Genomic DNA, 16,028 nt, shown 5'->3' on the forward strand with positions numbered 1-16,028 from the left:
AGACCGAAAACCGTCCGCGCCCCATTAGCCGTCTCAAGTGATGAGAGCGTCTATGGCCTTACTGGGCCTGCGAGATGATGTCGGCCTGACGATCGATTGCATCGTCCACGGACATCTTGGAGCTGAAGAATTCGAGCGCGAGATCCTGAAGCTGACCCTGCGTATCGGAATCGAGCATCTGCTCGGTCGAAGGCAGGACGTTGTTAAGGTCCGACAGGATTTCGATGCCCTTCTTCATGCAGGCGTTTGCGGCTTCGAGGTCGACATCGCCGCGAACCGGCAGCGAACCCTTGACCAGGTTGAACTTGACCTGAACTTCCTTGGAGAGAAGCATCTTGGCGAGTTCAAGCTGCGCCTTGGTGATTTCCGGATTGCTGTTCTTCGGGAAATAGAAGGCGTCGCCGCCCGTATCGAGCTGCGCATTGAAGCCGAGACCGGGCAAGCAATCGTAGTCGGTGCCGGCAACCTTCTTCGCAACGCCGAATTCACCCTGCGCCCAGTCACCCATGATCTGAGCGGCAGCCTTGCCCTCGATCACCATGTTGGTGGCAACGTTCCAGTCGCGGCCGGAATAAGCCGGATCGACCATATCGCGGGCCTGAGCGAAAGCGGTCCAGACCTTCTTGTTCTGGTCGCTGCGGACGGCTTCCTCGCTCTTCTTGTCGTTGATCTGCAAGTAGAGATCTTTGCCGCCGATACCGGCCTGCATGACGTTGCGAATGCCTTCGACCTGCCACGGGGCGCCGGTGGCGAGCGGCGTGATGCCCTTCTCCTTCAGCTTCGGCGCGTCGGCTGCGAGCTCGTCCCAGTTCTTCGGAACAGCCATGCCGTTGTCTTCGAAGACATGGCGGTTGAGCCACATCCACTGCCAGGAGTGAATGTTGATCGGCACGCAATAGATCTTGCCTTCATAGACGCAGGCGTCCAGCAGCTTGGCGGGACGGATGACGTCCTTCCAGTGTTCTTCTTCGGCAAGTGGCGTCAGGTCCGTCATGAGGCCGGCCTTGATGAGCTCTTCGGCGTCGCGGCCGGTGTTCATCTGGGTAGCGCCCATCGGGTTGCCGCCGAGAATACGGCTGATGATGATCGGATTGGCGGTGGAGCCGGAGCCGGCAATAGCACCGTCGACCCACTTGTTGTTGCCACTCGCATTGAAACTGTCGGCAAGAACCTTGACGGCAGCGGCTTCACCGCCGGATGTCCACCAATGGGTGACCTCGAGATCGGTCGCGTTGGCCGCACCAAGCGGCAGCACGACGGACGCGGCAAGTACAGCCGCCATCGAACGAAAATTCATGAGTTTTCCTCCCTCACTGAAACGTTGCCGGAAAAACTTAGTGCAATCGATATTTTGGCGCAACAGTCCGCCTGCAAAATTTTATGCGAAACTCGCCATTGCTACCCATGCCTGTTCTTGCTCCACAATTTCGCGACATATGGCATTAAGTTGAGCACGCATGGCCGCAGAACGGAGAACAATCCAACATATTGATATAACGTCATGTTTTTTAGTCCTGGACATGTCATTTGAAGAAAATGTGTTCGCAAGTGCAAAAAAATCATGCTTGAATCGTCGATTCAACCTAAGCGTCTATCGATGCACAGAACATCATAAAAAGTGCTCGACATTTCTACTGTATCGTTACAGATTTCATTACTCAGAGGGGAGCGCTTTGAGTGAGGAGTGCGCTTACGGTGCTACGAAAAACAATCTACAAGCGAACCGAAATCGCGCGAAGGTGACCTAAAGGGATGGAAAACAAGAGAAATTCTGGAGGAGCGGCAGCGGCTATCCAGCGCGAGCGGCCGACGCTGAAGACAATCGCCTTCATGACGGGCCTGGGCATCACCACGGTTTCACGGGCTCTCAAGGACGCACCGGATATCGGCGCGGAAACCAAGGAGCGCGTGCGCATGGTGGCGCGCCAGCTCGGCTACCAGCCGAACCGCGCCGGCGTACGGCTCAGGACCGGCAAGACCAATGTCATCGCGCTCGTCCTTTCAATCGATGAAGAGATCATGGGCTTCTCGAGCCAGATCGTCTTCGGCATTTCCGAGGTGCTGACCGGCACGCCGTACCACATCGTCGTGACACCGCACTCACACAGCAAGGACCCTATGCTGCCTGTGCGCTACATCCTCGACACCGGCTCTGCCGACGGCGTCATCATTTCTCGCATCGAGCCCGACGATCCGCGCGTGCGGTTGCTCGCCGAACAGAACATGCCCTTCGCGACCCACGGCCGGACGGATGCGGGGCTGGTGCACCCCTATCACGATTTCGACAACGAAGCCTTCGCGCACGAGGCGGTGAAACGGCTCGTCGAGCGCGGCCGCAGGCGCATCGCCCTGCTCCAGCCGGCGAGCAAGCTCACTTACTATGCCCATACAAGGATCGGCTTCCAGACCGGTCTACACGACTATGGCGCGGAGGAAGTTCCCCTGCGCGTCAACACCGATACGCCGTTGGAGGAGGTCAAGAACGCAGTCGAAACGATGATGCGCTCGCCGAACGCACCCGACGGCATCGTCTGTTCGGCCGGAAGTGCGGCCATTGCCGTCAACGCCGGCATCGAGGCGGCGAGTAGGCGCGTCGGCGACGATATCGACATGGTCTCCAAGCAGTCCGCGTCGATCTTGAACTGGATCAGGCCGGAGATCATCACCGCCAATGAAGACGTTCGCCACGCCGGCCGCGAACTGGCCAAGGCCGTCATCGCCCGCATCGACGGCATCGAGCCGGAATTGCTGCAAAGCATCAGCAAACCAGTCTGGCCGGATGATCGCAGATAGGCGGCGCATGCTTCATGGCGGTTCAAAACCGCACTCTCGATGCTTTATGCGCCTGTTACGATCATTTCAGGTGCAGAGGACATCACACCTGGTCTTAAAGTGAGCGCCGCACAAGCAAACTCCGCCCACAAAGGCCGCTTACTGACTATTCCGGATTGCGGGCATTACGTGCCGCTGGAGAGGCCTGAACGCCTAAATGAAATCCTGCGAGATGTCATATCCGCTCAGGGTGACCCTCTATAATTCAAAGAGCATTTTCGCCGCTGAGGCCGGACAGAATTCGAAGTTCTGCGTCCGGCTTCAGCGTCAGCGAGTATATTCCGCCTCAGAACGTCGAAGCACCGCTGCCCCAGGGGCCGTGGTGGAAATCCTTGCCGTCGAGGCGGTCGAAGCCGTGGGCGCCGAAGAAGTCGCGCTGGGCCTGGATGAGGTTTGCGGTGCCGCGGCCCTGGCGGTAGGCGTCGAAATAGGTGAGCGCCGAGGTGAGCGCCGGGACCGGCAGACCTGCCTGCAAGGCTGCCGCAACGACGCGGCGGAGCGACGGGATCGACTCCTTGACCATTTCCGAAAAGGCCGGCGTGACGACGAGGTTCGCAGCATCCGGGGCCTTGGTGAAGGCCGAGGTGATCTCGTCCAGGAACTGCGAGCGGATGATGCAGCCGGCGCGCCAGATCTTGGCGATCACCGGCATGGGCAGCGACCAATTGAACTCGCGGGAAGCTTCGGCCATCACCGCAAAGCCCTGCGCATAGGCGCCGATCTTGGCGGCAAAGAGCGCCAGTTCAAGGTCCTTGTCGAGGTCCGGACCGTAAGCGATCGGGAACTCGTATTTCGGCCTGCCGAAGATACTCTCGGCGGCTTCACGCTGGTCTTTCATCGACGAAATACTGCGGGCCGCAACGGCAGCCTCGATGGCGGTCGCCGGAATGCCCATGTTCTGCGCTTCGATCGCCGACCATTTGCCGGTGCCCTTCTGGCCAGCCTTGTCGAGGATCATGTCGACCATCGGGCCGCCCGACACGGGATCGGCCGCGGCCAGCACCTTTTCGGAAATCTCGATGAGATAGGAGTTCAGGCGGCCCTTGTTCCATTCGCCGAAGATCTTGCTGATCTCGCCGGCGCTCTTACCCAAGCCGTCGCGCAGGATGCCGTAGATTTCGGCGATCATCTGCATGTCAGCATATTCGATACCGTTGTGGATTGTCTTGACGAAGTGGCCGGCGCCGTCGTTGCCTAGCCAGGCGACGCAGGGATCGCCGTTGTACTTGGCGGCGATCGAGGTCAGCACCTTTTCGACGCGCTTCCAGGAATCCTCGGTGCCGCCGACCATGATCGACGGGCCGTGGCGGGCGCCTTCCTCACCGCCGGAAACACCCATGCCGATGAAGGTGAGGTCCGTATCCTTGAGGCGGTCGAACCGGGCGATGGTATCGCGGAAATTGGCGTTACCGGCGTCAATCATGATGTCGCCCTTGGAAAGGTGGGGGCGAAGCGCTTCCATCTGCTGGTCGACGGCGTCGCCGGCCTTGATCATGATGATGATCGGGCGCGGCGGGCGAATCGCATCGACGAATTCCTCGATGGTCTTGCAGGGAATGATCTGCTTCTTGAGATCACCGGCGCTTTCGTAGAACTCGTCTGTCTTTTCGGGAGTGCGGTTGAAGACTGCGATCTTGTTGCCTTTTTCCGCGATGTTGAGCGCCAGGTTGGAACCCATGACGGCAAGGCCGATCAGCCCGATTTCTGCCTTTTCCACGATACACCTCCGATGAGTCATTTTGGACCGGTGTTGTGGCATTCTCCGGGTAAAACGGCAAGTCTGGGAGGGCGCCAATCAGTTCGGCAGCGCGCAGTTCGAAAGCGCAACGGCCGTTTCCTTCAACGCCACCTTCCTGTCTGCTATTATCGTCTGCGGAGACACTGAGGAAAATCCGATGAGCACCCTGCCCGCCAAAATCGTCCACTGCTCGATCAGCCAGCACTGGAAGGACGTCTACGACTTTGCCAGCAAGCCGGAGAATATGCCGCTCTGGGCCTCGGGGCTGGCCTCCGGCCTGGAACCGGAAGGAAGCGACTGGGTCGCGCACGGCCCTCTCGGAACTGTGCGCGTGAGCTTCGTTCCGCACAACGAGTTCGGCGTCATCGACCATACGGTCACGATCGAAAGTGGACTGCGGGTTTACAACGCGCTGCGGATCGTGCCGAACGGCGACGGCTGCGAGGTAATGTTCACGCTGTTGAAACGGCCGGGCATGACGGACGAGCAGTTCGCAGAGGATGCGGCCCATGTGCAGAGGGATCTCGGCGCCTTGAAATCACTGATGGAGAAATAACCGATGGAAAAGAGCGCAAACGACCTGAAGATCGACTACATCGAATTCACCGTCGCCGACATAGAGGCGGCCAAGGCCTTCTACGGCAGTGCATTCGGTTGGAGTTTCACCGACTACGGCTCCAGCTATTGCGAATTCAATGACGGCCGCCTGGCGGGCGGCTTCACCAATATCCAACCGCCCCGCGCCGGTGGCGGTCCGCTTGTGATCCTGTACGCCGACAAACTCGAGGAAGCCCTGGACAAGGTCGAACGTGCCGGAGGCACGATCGCAAAGCCGATCGCCGCCTTTCCGGGCGGGCGGCGCTTTCATTTCCTCGATAAGGACGGCTATGAGTTGGGCGTGTGGAGCAAGTCTTAGGGTAAGAAGTCAGCGGCGAAATCCGACGCTTGGTACAACGCTTCCGTTTGCGCCTCAGCCAAGCCCTCGCCAGCATGGGTTAGACACGGTTCAAGAACTCAATCACCCGTCGGGTAAGCAGCGCAGTGGCATCCGCATCGTACGACGGCAGCGAGCTGTCGGCAAAGTAGTGCTGGTCGCCAGGGTACAGGAAAAGCTCAGCATCGGCCACCTTCTCCACGATCTCGCGGGCGGCGTCGATGTCGCCTTCGCCGACGAAGATCGGGTCATTGTCCATGCCATGAATTTGGACCGGGACGCCATCCGGCCAGGGTCCGAAGGCCCACTCGCCGCTAATCGGGAGGCAGGAATATAAGAGCAGGGCTCCGCGGGTTCCGGGCCGTGACTGCGCGAGCTTCTGCGCCGGCAGCACGCCGAATGAGAACCCTGCGTATACGAGCTCGGGGGGCAGTTCGTCCGCGACGCGGACGCCTTTCTCCCGCATGTCGTCGAACCCGATCTCGCCGATGTATGCGACACCCTCGTCGATGTTTCGGAAGGTGCGTCCGTCGAACAGGTCCGGCGTGTGCACCGTGTGCCCGGCGATCCGCAAGTCGTCAGCGAACGCACGCACACCGGCGGTCAGCCCCTGTGCGTGATGGAACAGTAGAACCTCGGCCATGGGGAAGCTCCAAATCGGACGCGAATTCCAATAGTAATAGCGAATCTGTGCGCGGATCAGCAAGCGTAGGATGCAGACATCTCAGATGCGTCGAACCGGTATTCCAGCTCGGGGTAACAAACGCCAGATTTTTGCGACTAAGCCGCAATCGTCGAAACCGCGCCGGCATCGGCAGCTTCGAGAACGACGAGCGCGCCCAGAACCTGCCCGGACAGGTCGCGCAAGGGCGACATGCGGCAACGCGTGGCCTTGGATTCTCCGCGCTGGGCGTAGTTGTATTCGACATGCTGCCCCGCAAAACAGGCATCGAAATTGGCCTTCGCCTGCGTCAGAAACAGTTCCTCGCCGATGAACTCCATCACATGGCGGCCGATCATCTCGATCGGCTTTCGTCCGAGATATGCACAGTTCACCGGATTGGAATAAAGATAGCGGTAGTCGCGCGTGAGCACGGCGACGCGATCCGGCAAGGTCTCCAAGATCGCCGAATTCAAAAAATTGCCGTTGTCGACATTGGGCACATAGGCCTTCGGCGCAGGCAGCGGCCATTCCGGGGGTGGCGCAAACTCCGGACGCGGCGACGCACCGAAATAGCGCTCCAAAAGAGATGTGAGAACGGCTGCGTAATGGCTGACGCTGGCAGCATCGTCTGCTTCCTGCTGCAGCAGATAGCCGACAAACTGAAGCTGCATGTACATCTCCATCAGGTTGACTGCCTCGTGGCCCACAATTGCCTGGACCAAAAGATCGATTCCACCGTCAAGGGTTGCAACACGCACATCATCACCGAGACGAATCGCCTCGTCGATCTGCGAGCAGCGTAACGAAAAAGCCTGCAAAAGTTCGAGCAAGGCGCCTCCATGTCCCTCATTCTTCAGAGGGATTCATATTCTCCCCGCTTTTACGGAATTCAACGCAGACGACATTAATATGAATTCCGCTACTCGCCCTAGTAGCGATGGGTAACATGAACAGCGTTCACATTCAACGCGAACGACACATGGGTTTTAGTAGATAAGATATGAGAGGCTGGCGCCTCTTTCACTTCAACAATTCGTGCTTTATCTTCCAGCGGTCGTGGTACCAGAGCCATTGGGCTGGATATTCCCGCACCCAGCTTTCGACCTTGTCATTCAGAATCTGCGCAGTCGCCGTCACGTCGAGATTGCCCTTTTCGTCACGCGGCATGTCCAGCTTCGGCTCGATCTCCAGCCGGTAGCGATTGCCGGGAAGCCGGATGCAGCGCGCAGGATAAACCTCGCAGTTGAACTGACGGACGAGTTTCGGCAACAAGGGGTTCGTTTTGACGTCCAGGCCGAAGAAGGTGGTCTTCAGGCCCTTGCGGAACTTCTGGTCGACGAGTACGCCAACGCCCTGCCCGGCTTCGAGCTGACGCGCCAGGGCAAAGGACGAGCCGGCATGCGACGGCACGAGCTTGCCCATGCGGGCGCTGCGGAAATCAAAGACCTTCTGGGCGACATAAGGATTGTTCGGCGGACGGAAGAGAACCGTCACATGCAGGCCGAAGGCAGCGCCGCCGACGGGCAGAAGTTCGAAATTGCCGGTATGCGCCGTAAAGACGATGAACGGCCGGGGATTGTCCCGCAGGTCGAGGAAGATCGGGATGCCCGAGACCTCCACCCTGCCTGGCTCGGTTCTTTCCGGATCGAAATCGAACAGCCGGTCGAGAAAGACGTATTCGGCGGCGAGCCTGCCCATATTGCCCCAGCTTGCGAAGGCGATCTGTTCTATTTCCGCATCGCTCTTTTCGGGAAAGGCGTTTTTCAGATTGTAGAGCATCAGCTTGTGACGCGGCGTGTACGGGCCGATCTTGCGGGTCAGCCAATCAGCAAACCGGATCGCACCATCAGCCGGAAACAGCTTCAGGAAATTCATGAAGCCGAAAGCAGCCTGAGCGATCAGCCATTGGCGAAAATGCTCGAGCTTCAGAACGATCCGGGTGAGGAAGAGCTTCACCGGTTCAGTCCATCTTCAGGATGATCTTGCCGAAGATCTGCCGGGATTCCATCCGCTCAAGCGCGCGGTCGATATCGTCGAAGCCGACTTCGGTATCGATGACCGGATGAACGAGGCCGCGGCCCATCTTCTGCATGGCGTTTGCCATGTTCTCCATGCGGCAGCCGAAGGAGCCGAGCAGCTTCAGCTGCTGCTGGAAGAGCATCATCAGGTTCATGTCGGTGGAAACGCCCGACGTCGAGCCGCAGGTGACGAGGCGGCCGCCGCGCTTCATGCACAGCATCGAGCCGGCCCAGGTATCCTTGCCCACGTGTTCGAAGACGACATCAACGCCCTTCTTCTTCGTGAGCTTGCGCACGACGCCCTCGAAGCGATCGGTGCGGTAGTTGATGACGTGATCGGCGCCGAGCGCCTTCGCCCTCTCGATCTTGTCGTCCGAGCCAACGGTGGTGATGACCGTGCAGCCGATCTTCTTAGCGAGCTGGATGGCAGCCGTGCCGATGCCTGAACCGCCGGCATGGACGAGAATCGTCTCACCGGGTTCGAGCTTGGCATTGTCGAAAAGCATATGCTCGACCGTGCCGAAGGTGACAGGCGCCAGAGCCGCGCCTATGGCATCGACACCGGGAGGGGCCGGAACGAGCAGGCGGGCGGGAAGGTTCACCTTCTCCTGCGCGAAACCGTCGAGATGGAAACCGTGAACGCCGGAGACGTGTTCGCAGAGATTGTCGCGGCCTTCGCGGCACGGACGGCAGAGGCCGCAGGTGCGCGCGCCGTAGATCGCAACGAGCTGGCCGGGCAGGACATTCGCAACGCCAGGACCAATGGCCTCCACGACGCCTGAAGCCTCCGCTCCGATGACGAGCGGCATCTTGCGCTTGGCAAATGCCATGCCGCGCCAGCCCCAGACATCAATATGGTTAAGGGCGACTGCCTTGACGCGCAGCGTCACCTCGCCGGCAGCCGGAGCATCCGGTTCCGGCAGGTCGGTGATCTCAAGCTTGCGGTCGTCGACCAATTGCAAAGCGCGCATACGAAAACCTCTCGCCTCGAAGGCGGTTTATCTCTCTTGTTTTGTCGGCAACCGCTTAAGCCGGTTCGAGCGCCATGACAAGGCTGGCGTTCTGTCCGCCGAAGCCGAAAGAGTTCGAAAGCACGGCTGAAACCTGCTGTTCGCGCTTCTTGTTGGGCACGACATCGAGAACGATCGTCGGATCCGGGTTGTTGTAGTTGATCGTCGGTGGCAACGTGCCTGTGAGCATGGTCTGCAGCGAGAACACCGCTTCGACCGCGCCGGCCGCCGTCAGCGTATGGCCGATCATCGACTTGTTGGACGACAGCGGAATGGAGGCCATCCGCTCGCCGAAGACGGCAAGCATGGAGCCGTACTCCATCTTGTCGTTTTCCGGCGTCGACGTGCCATGCGCGTTGATGTAGCCGATGCCGCTTTCATCGATACCCGCATCGGCAAGTGCTGCACGGATCGTCGCGATCGCCGGGCCGCCATCGGGCGACGAACGGGTGCGGTGGAAGGAATCGGCTTTTTCGCCGGCGCCCTTCATGATCCCGAGCACCTTGGCGCCTCGCGCGACTGCCGCTTCCAGCGATTCAAGGACCAGCGTTGCTGCACCTTCGGCAATGACGAAACCGTCGCGATCCTTGCTGAAGGGCTTGGAAGCCTTGGTCGGCGGATCGTTCTGCGTCGACAACGCGGACAGCAGCGAGAAGCGGATGAGTGCTTCAGCGCTCAGCGACCCGTCGGTGGCAACGGCAAGGGCGCGATCGGTCCGGCCCTGGCGGATCGCCTCAATGCCGAGCTGGATCGCCGTCGCGCCCGAGGCGCAGGCGGTCGACAGCGTGACCGGCAGCCCGCGCGTACCGAAACGGTCGGCCAGACGCTCGGAGATCGCGCCGAACAATGCCGCTTCATGGAAGGCCGCATCCGTCCGCTGGCGCATCGCAGCGAGGAACCGCTCGTAGGCGTCACCCGGATGACCGGACGGCGGCGAGCGGTCGGCGAGATCGAAGCGGGCGCTCCATTCCGGCTCGATCGGCGGCGCAGCAAGGAAGAGCGGACCGTTGAAATCGCCGGAGATGCCGGCATCGGTGAGCGCTTCGATCGTCGTTTCGCGCGCGAAGGCATAGGAGCGCTCGACGGCGTTCGGTACCGGGATGTCGATGAAATCGACAGTGCCGGCGATGCGGGTCGAGAGTCCGTCGGTCGGAAAGCGCGTGATGCCGTGGATCCCGGAGGTGCCGGAGGTCAGCGCGGCCCAGTTGTCCTTGAGACCCTGGCCGAGCGAGGTGATGATGCCCATACCCGTGACCGCGACGATCGGCCGGCCGAGATGATCCTTGTAAGTCGCTTCTGTCATATGATCACTCCTCACGCATCCGCGGAAAGAACGGCGACACCCTCGCCGCGCTGGTGGCCGATCGTGGTCACGACTGCGGCCGTGGTACCAGCATTCATCGGCTTTTCATGGGCAGCGTCGAAAGGCGGCACCTTCGCCTTGCTGTCGACGGCGAGTGCCGCAAAAGCAAGGCCAAGGGTAAACTGCGCTTCGATGGCATGGCCGGACACGCCGCTGAAACCGCGGACGGCCGCACCCGGAAGCTGATGCTCCAGGACAACCTTCTCGCGCTCTGCCAGGTCATGCATTCCGGTCGAGCCCGAGAAGATCGCAGTCGTTTCCGGCGCAAGCGTCTTGGCCGGCTGTAGCAGGCGCTCGAGACGGGCCTCGAGGTTACCGGCATTCCGACTGCCGCGGTCGCCTTCGATGGAATCGATCGTCGCGTAGATATGCGCGCCTCGCGCCTCCGCATGCTCACGCGATTCCAGAATGAGAAACGACCCGGCCGTACCGAGGATCATGCCGCCGCCTTCGCTATCCTTGCGCGACCAAAGCGGCGCCCATTTGCCCTGCAGGTGCGCGCCGATCGCTTCGGGCAGCAGGATCATGTCCTGCCGCTCGGCGGCAAAGGCGCCGCCGACGAGTGCGTGCGTGGATTCACCCGACTTGATCCGGTGGAACGCGGTTTCTACCGCGGAGATGCCGGCAGCCTCCTCGCCCATGAAGGTGCGCGAGGAGCCGGTGACCTTGTGGACGATCGAGATATTGCCGGCGAGCAGGTTGGAAAGCTGCGCCAGGAAGAGCGTCGGGCGCAGTTCCGTGGTCAGCTTCTCGTTGAGCAAGAGCTCGCGATCATTGCGCTTCAGGCCTTCGTCGACGATCAGCGTATCGACATTGATGTCACGCTCGCCGCCGCCGGCCGCCACGATCATGTCCATCGTGCCGCAGGCTTCCGCATTCTCCTTGAAGCCCGCGTCATCGAGCGCCAGGCCGGCGGCAAAGACGCCGATGCGCTGCCAGTTCTCCATCTGGCGCTGATCGCCACGCTTGGCGATCTGCTGCGACCAGTCGATTTCCGGCAGCGGATGCACCGGATAGGGCTTGAACTTCTCCGTCTCGACGATCGGCTCCGGCGCCCGGCCTGCCGTCAAAAGCGCGACATGCGCATCCTTGCCGACGCCCTGACAGGTGACGATACCGACGCCGGTGATGACGACATCATTTTGAGCCTTGCTCATCCCTTTACTCCCTGCGCGGCGATCGCATCCATCAAACCAACCTCGCCCGCACGCTTTTTCACGATATCGCCGAGCGGAACCTCGCTGAAAGGCATGGTGCGCAGCTTCAATTGCGCATCGCAGACCTTCTTGCCGCCGCTCGTGATCTTTGCCTTGGTCACGGCAAAACCGGACCCGTCATGCTCCAGAAACGCCTCGATGTCGAGAACCGCCTCGGGTTCGACAAAGGTGCGCATTTTGGCGCCGTCGACCGACATCAGGAATGGCATCGCGGCAAAATCGGTCACGGCCAGCACCAGCATGCCGGAGGCCTGCGCCATGGTTTCGATGAGAAGCACGCCCGGAACGAGCGGCATCCCCGGAAAATGGCCTTCGAAGACAGGGCTTTTCGCCGGCACGACGGAACGCGCCTTGAGCACACCCTTTTCGAGGTCGACCGCTTCCACGCGGTCAATCATCTGGAAATATTCCAGCAGCATCGGATCCTCCGGCCCGGCAGGGAAGAGAGCGCCGGATACGCCTAGTTAGGAACAAAACCGCCCGGCCGCTACGATTCGCAGAGGCAGGGCGGAGAAAAAAGATAGCTGTGTCGCTCAGGCCTTGGCGGCGCGAAGCTCATCGATCTTGGCACAGAGGTTCTTCAGCACGAAATATTCCTCGGTGGAAACCTTGCCCTCGTTGACTTCCTGCGTCCACTTTTCGAGCGGGATCTTGATGCCGAATTCCTTGTCGATGGCGAAAACGATATCGAGGAAATCGAGGCTGTCGATACCGAGGTCGTCGATCGTATGGCTCTCCGGCGTGATCGTCTCGCGATCGATCTCGCTGGTTTCTGCAATGATGTCGGCAACTTTATCGAATGTAGCGGTCACGCACTGTACCTCTTTGAATGACGAATTTATCCCCCTCATAGGCAAATCCATTTCAAAAGCCAATGCTTTCGCACAACCTGCTTTCAAATTTGACGGACAACTGTTGCCGAAACAGCAGTCCGGGCAAGGCCCGGAACGTCGATCCGGCAGCCTTGCCCGCGATATTCGGCAGCAAATGCCACTCGTTGATTGCGCCGCAGATCGCTTTAATACCGATCATGCTGGCGTAGCCACTCCGTCGTGAATTTGAGGCCATGCTTGCCGCGAGGCAAGCATCAGATCAAGACCGGCGCGCACCGCCTCGCCGGCTGGAGATCAGCTTCAGCCACGGCGCCAAATGGAAGGCGCTCATGAGCAAGTACATCGGGATCATTCCGGTCAGCGGTGACGCATCGGCTGCGGCAGAGCAGATCATGTCCGCACCGCCAGAGACCCCTGTCAGCAGCGCCATGACCGCGAAGGTCGGGGCCGCCGCAAGGGATAGCCAATCGGCGGCACCGAGGGCGGCCAGGTTGCCGCTTCCGCCCGAGGCGCCCGCAGTTTCACGCTGAGCAGCAATCATGGTTTTGAACCTCCCGGCGAATTTGCTTGCCGTACTCGTCGTTGTGGCGCCACCAGACGCCGTGCTCGTTGCGTCCCTTGGGCGCACGGTCGAGCCACTGGTACATGCCCCACAGGCCGTCCAATCCGCGCGCATAACTGGAATAGGTGTGGTAGACGACGCCGTCTTCGAGCACGAACGCGCTGAGACCAGGCCTGTCGCGCGTATAGGTGGGAACGTCGGTTCCGGTCATGGCCGCGATCTGCGCGACCGGCCCTTCACTGCCGCGCAACTGCCATTCCTGAACGGTCTTTCCGGCGAGCGGCTCGGGTGCCGGCGGTTCACGGCGGAAGTTGTATTCAATGTTGCCCTCACGCTGCTCCTCCTCGGTGAACCAGACGCTGAAGTCACGGTTGAAGTCGCCGCCGTTCGACGACGCCCAGGGAAAGGTCCAGCCCATCCGCTGCTTGAACGCCTGCAGCTTTGCGAGCGGCGCGCGCGAGACCGCCGAGAAGGCGACGTCGTGGTTCTCAAGATGGACGACGATGCCGTTGAACCCATCGGCGATCGAAGAGCAGGACGGGCATCCGGCTGTATAGTCGGGGCCGAACATGAAGTGGTAGACGAGAAGCTGCGAGCGCCCGCCGAAAAGGTCCGCCAGCGAGGCGCTTCCTTCGCCGGTTTCGAACCGGTAGTCCTTGTCGATCCGGACCCGGGGCAGTTCCTGACGGCGCAGCGCCAAAGCGTCGCTGCGCCGCGTCAGTTCCTTCTCATCCTCAAGCAGGTCGAGCCGTGCCGACAACCACTCTTCGCGTGTTCCGGTTACGTGTGCCGTCATCATTCTTCTCCTTTGGCTGTTTGTCGCCGTCCATTTTCGGTGCGGCGTGTTGCTTGCTGGTCGTGAATAGACTAGGGCCGGTTATCGACATGGTGGGAGTTACAAGTGTGACGGGATTCCGATGGACTCGCTGATCACTGCTGCGGCACGCGCCCTCGCGGCGGGCGATCCCCTCGGCGCACTGAAGCGGGTCGCCCTCCGTGACGACGCGCCGGCGCTTGCGCTCAGAGGCATCGCGATGGCGCAGCTCGGCGATCTCGACCGGGCCAAGGCTCTGCTCAAGAGTGCGGCGCGCGCCTTCGGTCCGAGAGAAGCTATGGCCCGCGCGAGGTGCGTCGTCGCCGAGGCCGAGATCGCACTCGTCTCGCGCGACCTGACCTGGCCGGCGAAGGCGCTCGACGCCGCGCGGGCGACACTCGAAGCACACGGCGACCATATCAACGCCGCGCATGCCAGCAATCTCGAGGTCCGGCGGTTGCTCCTAATCGGCCGCCTCGACGAAGCTGAGCGCATTCTTGCAGGCCTCGATCCCACGCCGCTCCCGCCTGCTTCGAGGGTCGCCCATGAGTTGGTAGCCGCGGGGATCGCGATCCGGCGCCTGCAGACGAAGGCGGCGCGGGCCGCGCTCGTTCGTGCCGAACACGCCGCACGCGAAGCGGCTATCCCGGCGCTGAGCGCGGAGGTCGAAAGCGCGTCCCTCCTCCTGATAACGCCGGCGGCGCGCCTGATTTCGCGTGGCGAGGAACGCCCGCTCCTGCTCGATGAGGTCGAAACGCTCCTGGCGTCGGAGGCGCTCGTCGTGGATGCGTGCCGCCACGTCGTGTGGAACGCAGGCGTGGCGGTCTCGCTCGCCACACGCCCGGTCTTGTTCGCGCTTGCCCGCGCGCTCAGCGAAGCCTGGCCCGGGGACGTGTCGAGGGGCACGCTTCTCGCTCGCACGTTCCGGGCAAAGCATGCCGATGAATCGCATCGCGCGCGGCTGAGGGTGGAAATCGGCCGGCTGCGCGCTGAGCTTCGGGCGCTGGCAGATGTTAGGGCAACGAAGCGAGGCTTCGCGCTGGCACCGCGTCATACCCGCGAGATCGTCGTGCTGGTGCCGCCCGTCGAAGAGCAGCATGCGGCGGTGCTCGCCTTTCTCGCCGATGGCGAGTCGTGGTCGAGCTCGGCACTCGCCATTGCGCTTGGAGCAAGTCCTCGCACCGTGCAAAGGGCGCTCGAGCAGCTTGCGGCAGCAGGCAAGGTGCAGTCTTATGGCCGCGGACGGGCGCGCCGCTGGATGACCCCGCCTGTACCGGGATTCCCGACAATCTTGTTACTCCCCGGTCCGCTGCCGGGTAATTAAGGTCAGGGCCTGAGTTGAAACCTGAAATGACAGGGTGGAATCATGAAAAGATCCGCAGCTGAAATCCTCCGTGAATATGGACCCTTTCCGGGTGCCGAGGACGTGGCCGGCGTCACCTTCGATGGCCAGCACGTCTGGTTTGCCTCCGGAGACAAACTGAACGCCCTCGACCCCGCGAGCGGAGAGATGGTGCGCTCCATTGATGTTGCCGCGCACGCAGGGACGACCTTCGACGGCGAGCACCTGTTTCAGATCGCTGAGGATAGCATCCAGAAGATCGACCCGAAGACCGGCCGCGTGCTCGCCACGATACCGGCACCCGGCGGCGGCGACTCCGGGCTTGCCTGGGCCGAGGGGACGCTCTGGGTGGGGCAATACCGGGACCGGAAAATCCATCAGATCGATCCGCAAACGGGCGCTATTCTTCGCACCATCGATTCCAACCGCTTCGTCACCGGCGTCACCTGGGTCGACGGCGAGCTCTGGCACGCCACCTGGGAAGCCGACGAAAGCGAGGTGAGGCATATCGATCCGGAAACGGGCAAGGTTCTGGAGAGCGTCGAAATGCCGCCTAGAATGGGCATTTCAGGGCTCGAGTCGAACGGCAGCGATCAATTCTTCTGCGGCGGCGGACGAAGCGGGAAAGTGCGGGCCATTCGCCGGCCCACCTGAGGATCGGCGGCCGGCGGCGGCACCGAAGCATTCGCCGGCTCCACAAA

18 protein-coding genes are annotated in these 16,028 nt (G+C 61.2%); 5 read left to right on the forward strand and 13 right to left on the reverse strand.

Annotated elements, in window-relative coordinates; genetic code table 11:
* Positions 1-58 precede the first annotated feature (58 nt).
* Complete coding sequence (locus ACZ9BX_RS06890) at positions 59-1,297, reverse strand: ABC transporter substrate-binding protein (RefSeq protein WP_132566664.1); 1,239 nt, start codon at positions 1,295-1,297, stop codon at positions 59-61.
* 455 nt (positions 1,298-1,752) lie between these two features.
* Between ACZ9BX_RS06890 and ACZ9BX_RS06895 the strand changes: the two genes are divergently transcribed.
* Entirely contained in the window at positions 1,753-2,793 is a 1,041-nt protein-coding gene (locus ACZ9BX_RS06895) for a LacI family transcriptional regulator (RefSeq protein ID WP_132566666.1), read from the forward strand.
* Positions 2,794-3,118: 325 nt separating this feature from the next.
* Here ACZ9BX_RS06895 and gndA read toward each other — a convergent pair whose 3' ends face one another.
* Positions 3,119-4,570 carry an NADP-dependent phosphogluconate dehydrogenase gene (gene gndA, locus ACZ9BX_RS06900; protein WP_198521611.1) on the reverse strand — a complete coding sequence of 484 codons (1,452 nt, stop codon included), beginning with the start codon at positions 4,568-4,570 and terminating at the stop codon, positions 3,119-3,121.
* 157 nt (positions 4,571-4,727) lie between these two features.
* Here gndA and ACZ9BX_RS06905 point away from each other — a divergent pair, with 157 nt between their 5' ends.
* Positions 4,728-5,126: an SRPBCC family protein gene (locus ACZ9BX_RS06905; protein WP_476216666.1), complete on the forward strand. Its 399-nt coding sequence runs from the start codon at positions 4,728-4,730 to the stop codon at positions 5,124-5,126.
* Between the two features lie 3 nt (positions 5,127-5,129).
* Positions 5,130-5,486: a VOC family protein gene (locus tag ACZ9BX_RS06910; protein WP_476216668.1), complete on the forward strand. Its 357-nt coding sequence runs from the start codon at positions 5,130-5,132 to the stop codon at positions 5,484-5,486.
* Between the two features lie 79 nt (positions 5,487-5,565).
* On the opposite strand, the gene ACZ9BX_RS06915 is transcribed toward ACZ9BX_RS06910, so the two are convergent.
* The 11 genes from ACZ9BX_RS06915 to ACZ9BX_RS06965 form a co-directional block, all read right to left on the reverse strand.
* Entirely contained in the window at positions 5,566-6,147 is a 582-nt protein-coding gene (locus tag ACZ9BX_RS06915; protein WP_476216669.1) for a dienelactone hydrolase family protein, read from the reverse strand.
* 137 nt (positions 6,148-6,284) lie between these two features.
* Positions 6,285-6,998, reverse strand: a complete 714-nt coding sequence (locus tag ACZ9BX_RS06920) for a PAS domain-containing protein (RefSeq protein ID WP_476216671.1) — start codon at positions 6,996-6,998, stop codon at positions 6,285-6,287.
* 190 nt (positions 6,999-7,188) lie between these two features.
* Positions 7,189-8,124, reverse strand: a complete 936-nt coding sequence (locus ACZ9BX_RS06925; RefSeq protein ID WP_476216673.1) for a lipid A biosynthesis lauroyl acyltransferase — start codon at positions 8,122-8,124, stop codon at positions 7,189-7,191.
* A gap of 4 nt (positions 8,125-8,128) precedes the next feature.
* Positions 8,129-9,157, reverse strand: a complete 1,029-nt coding sequence (locus tag ACZ9BX_RS06930; protein ID WP_087002688.1) for a zinc-binding dehydrogenase — start codon at positions 9,155-9,157, stop codon at positions 8,129-8,131.
* Between the two features lie 55 nt (positions 9,158-9,212).
* The gene (locus ACZ9BX_RS06935; RefSeq protein ID WP_132566676.1) at positions 9,213-10,499 is read right to left on the reverse strand and encodes a beta-ketoacyl-ACP synthase; all 1,287 of its coding nucleotides are present in this window, start codon (positions 10,497-10,499) and stop codon (positions 9,213-9,215) included.
* 11 nt (positions 10,500-10,510) lie between these two features.
* A complete protein-coding gene (locus ACZ9BX_RS06940; RefSeq protein WP_476216676.1) occupies positions 10,511-11,716 on the reverse strand; it encodes a beta-ketoacyl-ACP synthase in 1,206 nt (401 codons plus the stop codon).
* Positions 11,713-12,195, reverse strand: a complete 483-nt coding sequence (locus ACZ9BX_RS06945; protein ID WP_476216678.1) for a 3-hydroxyacyl-ACP dehydratase FabZ family protein — start codon at positions 12,193-12,195, stop codon at positions 11,713-11,715. The genes ACZ9BX_RS06940 and ACZ9BX_RS06945 overlap by 4 nt, the downstream gene beginning before the upstream one ends.
* 114 nt (positions 12,196-12,309) lie before the next feature.
* Positions 12,310-12,627 (reverse strand): acyl carrier protein, encoded by a 318-nt coding sequence (locus ACZ9BX_RS06950; RefSeq protein ID WP_087002718.1) that lies wholly within the window; start codon positions 12,625-12,627, stop codon positions 12,310-12,312.
* A gap of 13 nt (positions 12,628-12,640) precedes the next feature.
* Positions 12,641-12,844 (reverse strand): hypothetical protein, encoded by a 204-nt coding sequence (locus ACZ9BX_RS06955; protein WP_476216680.1) that lies wholly within the window; start codon positions 12,842-12,844, stop codon positions 12,641-12,643.
* Between the two features lie 24 nt (positions 12,845-12,868).
* Positions 12,869-13,150, reverse strand: coding sequence for a hypothetical protein (locus ACZ9BX_RS06960; protein WP_476216682.1), 282 nt, complete (start codon positions 13,148-13,150; stop codon positions 12,869-12,871).
* Positions 13,131-13,967, reverse strand: a complete 837-nt coding sequence (locus ACZ9BX_RS06965; RefSeq protein WP_476216683.1) for a DUF899 domain-containing protein — start codon at positions 13,965-13,967, stop codon at positions 13,131-13,133. The genes ACZ9BX_RS06960 and ACZ9BX_RS06965 overlap by 20 nt, the downstream gene beginning before the upstream one ends.
* A 121-nt stretch (positions 13,968-14,088) precedes the next feature.
* On the opposite strand from ACZ9BX_RS06965, the gene ACZ9BX_RS06970 reads away from it, so the two are divergent.
* Together ACZ9BX_RS06970 and ACZ9BX_RS06975 are read left to right on the forward strand one after the other, a co-directional pair.
* Complete coding sequence (locus tag ACZ9BX_RS06970; protein WP_476216685.1) at positions 14,089-15,309, forward strand: helix-turn-helix domain-containing protein; 1,221 nt, start codon at positions 14,089-14,091, stop codon at positions 15,307-15,309.
* A gap of 42 nt (positions 15,310-15,351) precedes the next feature.
* Positions 15,352-15,981: a Vgb family protein gene (locus tag ACZ9BX_RS06975; protein ID WP_476216687.1), complete on the forward strand. Its 630-nt coding sequence runs from the start codon at positions 15,352-15,354 to the stop codon at positions 15,979-15,981.
* The last annotated feature ends 47 nt before the right edge of the window (positions 15,982-16,028 follow it).

The sequence above is a fragment of the Rhizobium sp. USDA 3886 genome (assembly GCF_056279785.1).

What these genes read in the sequence shown, in the direction of transcription:
- ACZ9BX_RS06975 (WP_476216687.1), top strand. Translation starts at nt 15,352, where the DNA reads ATGAAAAGATCCGCAGCTGAAATCCTCCGTGAATATGGACCCTTTCCG.
- ACZ9BX_RS06955 (WP_476216680.1), bottom strand. Translation starts at nt 12,844, where the DNA reads ATGGCCTCAAATTCACGACGGAGTGGCTACGCCAGCATGATCGGTATT.
- ACZ9BX_RS06950 (WP_087002718.1), bottom strand. Translation starts at nt 12,627, where the DNA reads ATGAGGGGGATAAATTCGTCATTCAAAGAGGTACAGTGCGTGACCGCT.
- gndA (WP_198521611.1), bottom strand. Translation starts at nt 4,570, where the DNA reads ATGACTCATCGGAGGTGTATCGTGGAAAAGGCAGAAATCGGGCTGATC.
- ACZ9BX_RS06930 (WP_087002688.1), bottom strand. Translation starts at nt 9,157, where the DNA reads ATGCGCGCTTTGCAATTGGTCGACGACCGCAAGCTTGAGATCACCGAC.
- ACZ9BX_RS06910 (WP_476216668.1), top strand. Translation starts at nt 5,130, where the DNA reads ATGGAAAAGAGCGCAAACGACCTGAAGATCGACTACATCGAATTCACC.
- ACZ9BX_RS06965 (WP_476216683.1), bottom strand. Translation starts at nt 13,967, where the DNA reads ATGACGGCACACGTAACCGGAACACGCGAAGAGTGGTTGTCGGCACGG.
- ACZ9BX_RS06940 (WP_476216676.1), bottom strand. Translation starts at nt 11,716, where the DNA reads ATGAGCAAGGCTCAAAATGATGTCGTCATCACCGGCGTCGGTATCGTC.
- ACZ9BX_RS06945 (WP_476216678.1), bottom strand. Translation starts at nt 12,195, where the DNA reads ATGCTGCTGGAATATTTCCAGATGATTGACCGCGTGGAAGCGGTCGAC.
- ACZ9BX_RS06915 (WP_476216669.1), bottom strand. Translation starts at nt 6,147, where the DNA reads ATGGCCGAGGTTCTACTGTTCCATCACGCACAGGGGCTGACCGCCGGT.
- ACZ9BX_RS06905 (WP_476216666.1), top strand. Translation starts at nt 4,728, where the DNA reads ATGAGCACCCTGCCCGCCAAAATCGTCCACTGCTCGATCAGCCAGCAC.
- ACZ9BX_RS06895 (WP_132566666.1), top strand. Translation starts at nt 1,753, where the DNA reads ATGGAAAACAAGAGAAATTCTGGAGGAGCGGCAGCGGCTATCCAGCGC.
- ACZ9BX_RS06935 (WP_132566676.1), bottom strand. Translation starts at nt 10,499, where the DNA reads ATGACAGAAGCGACTTACAAGGATCATCTCGGCCGGCCGATCGTCGCG.
- ACZ9BX_RS06970 (WP_476216685.1), top strand. Translation starts at nt 14,089, where the DNA reads ATGGACTCGCTGATCACTGCTGCGGCACGCGCCCTCGCGGCGGGCGAT.
- ACZ9BX_RS06890 (WP_132566664.1), bottom strand. Translation starts at nt 1,297, where the DNA reads ATGAATTTTCGTTCGATGGCGGCTGTACTTGCCGCGTCCGTCGTGCTG.
- ACZ9BX_RS06960 (WP_476216682.1), bottom strand. Translation starts at nt 13,150, where the DNA reads ATGATTGCTGCTCAGCGTGAAACTGCGGGCGCCTCGGGCGGAAGCGGC.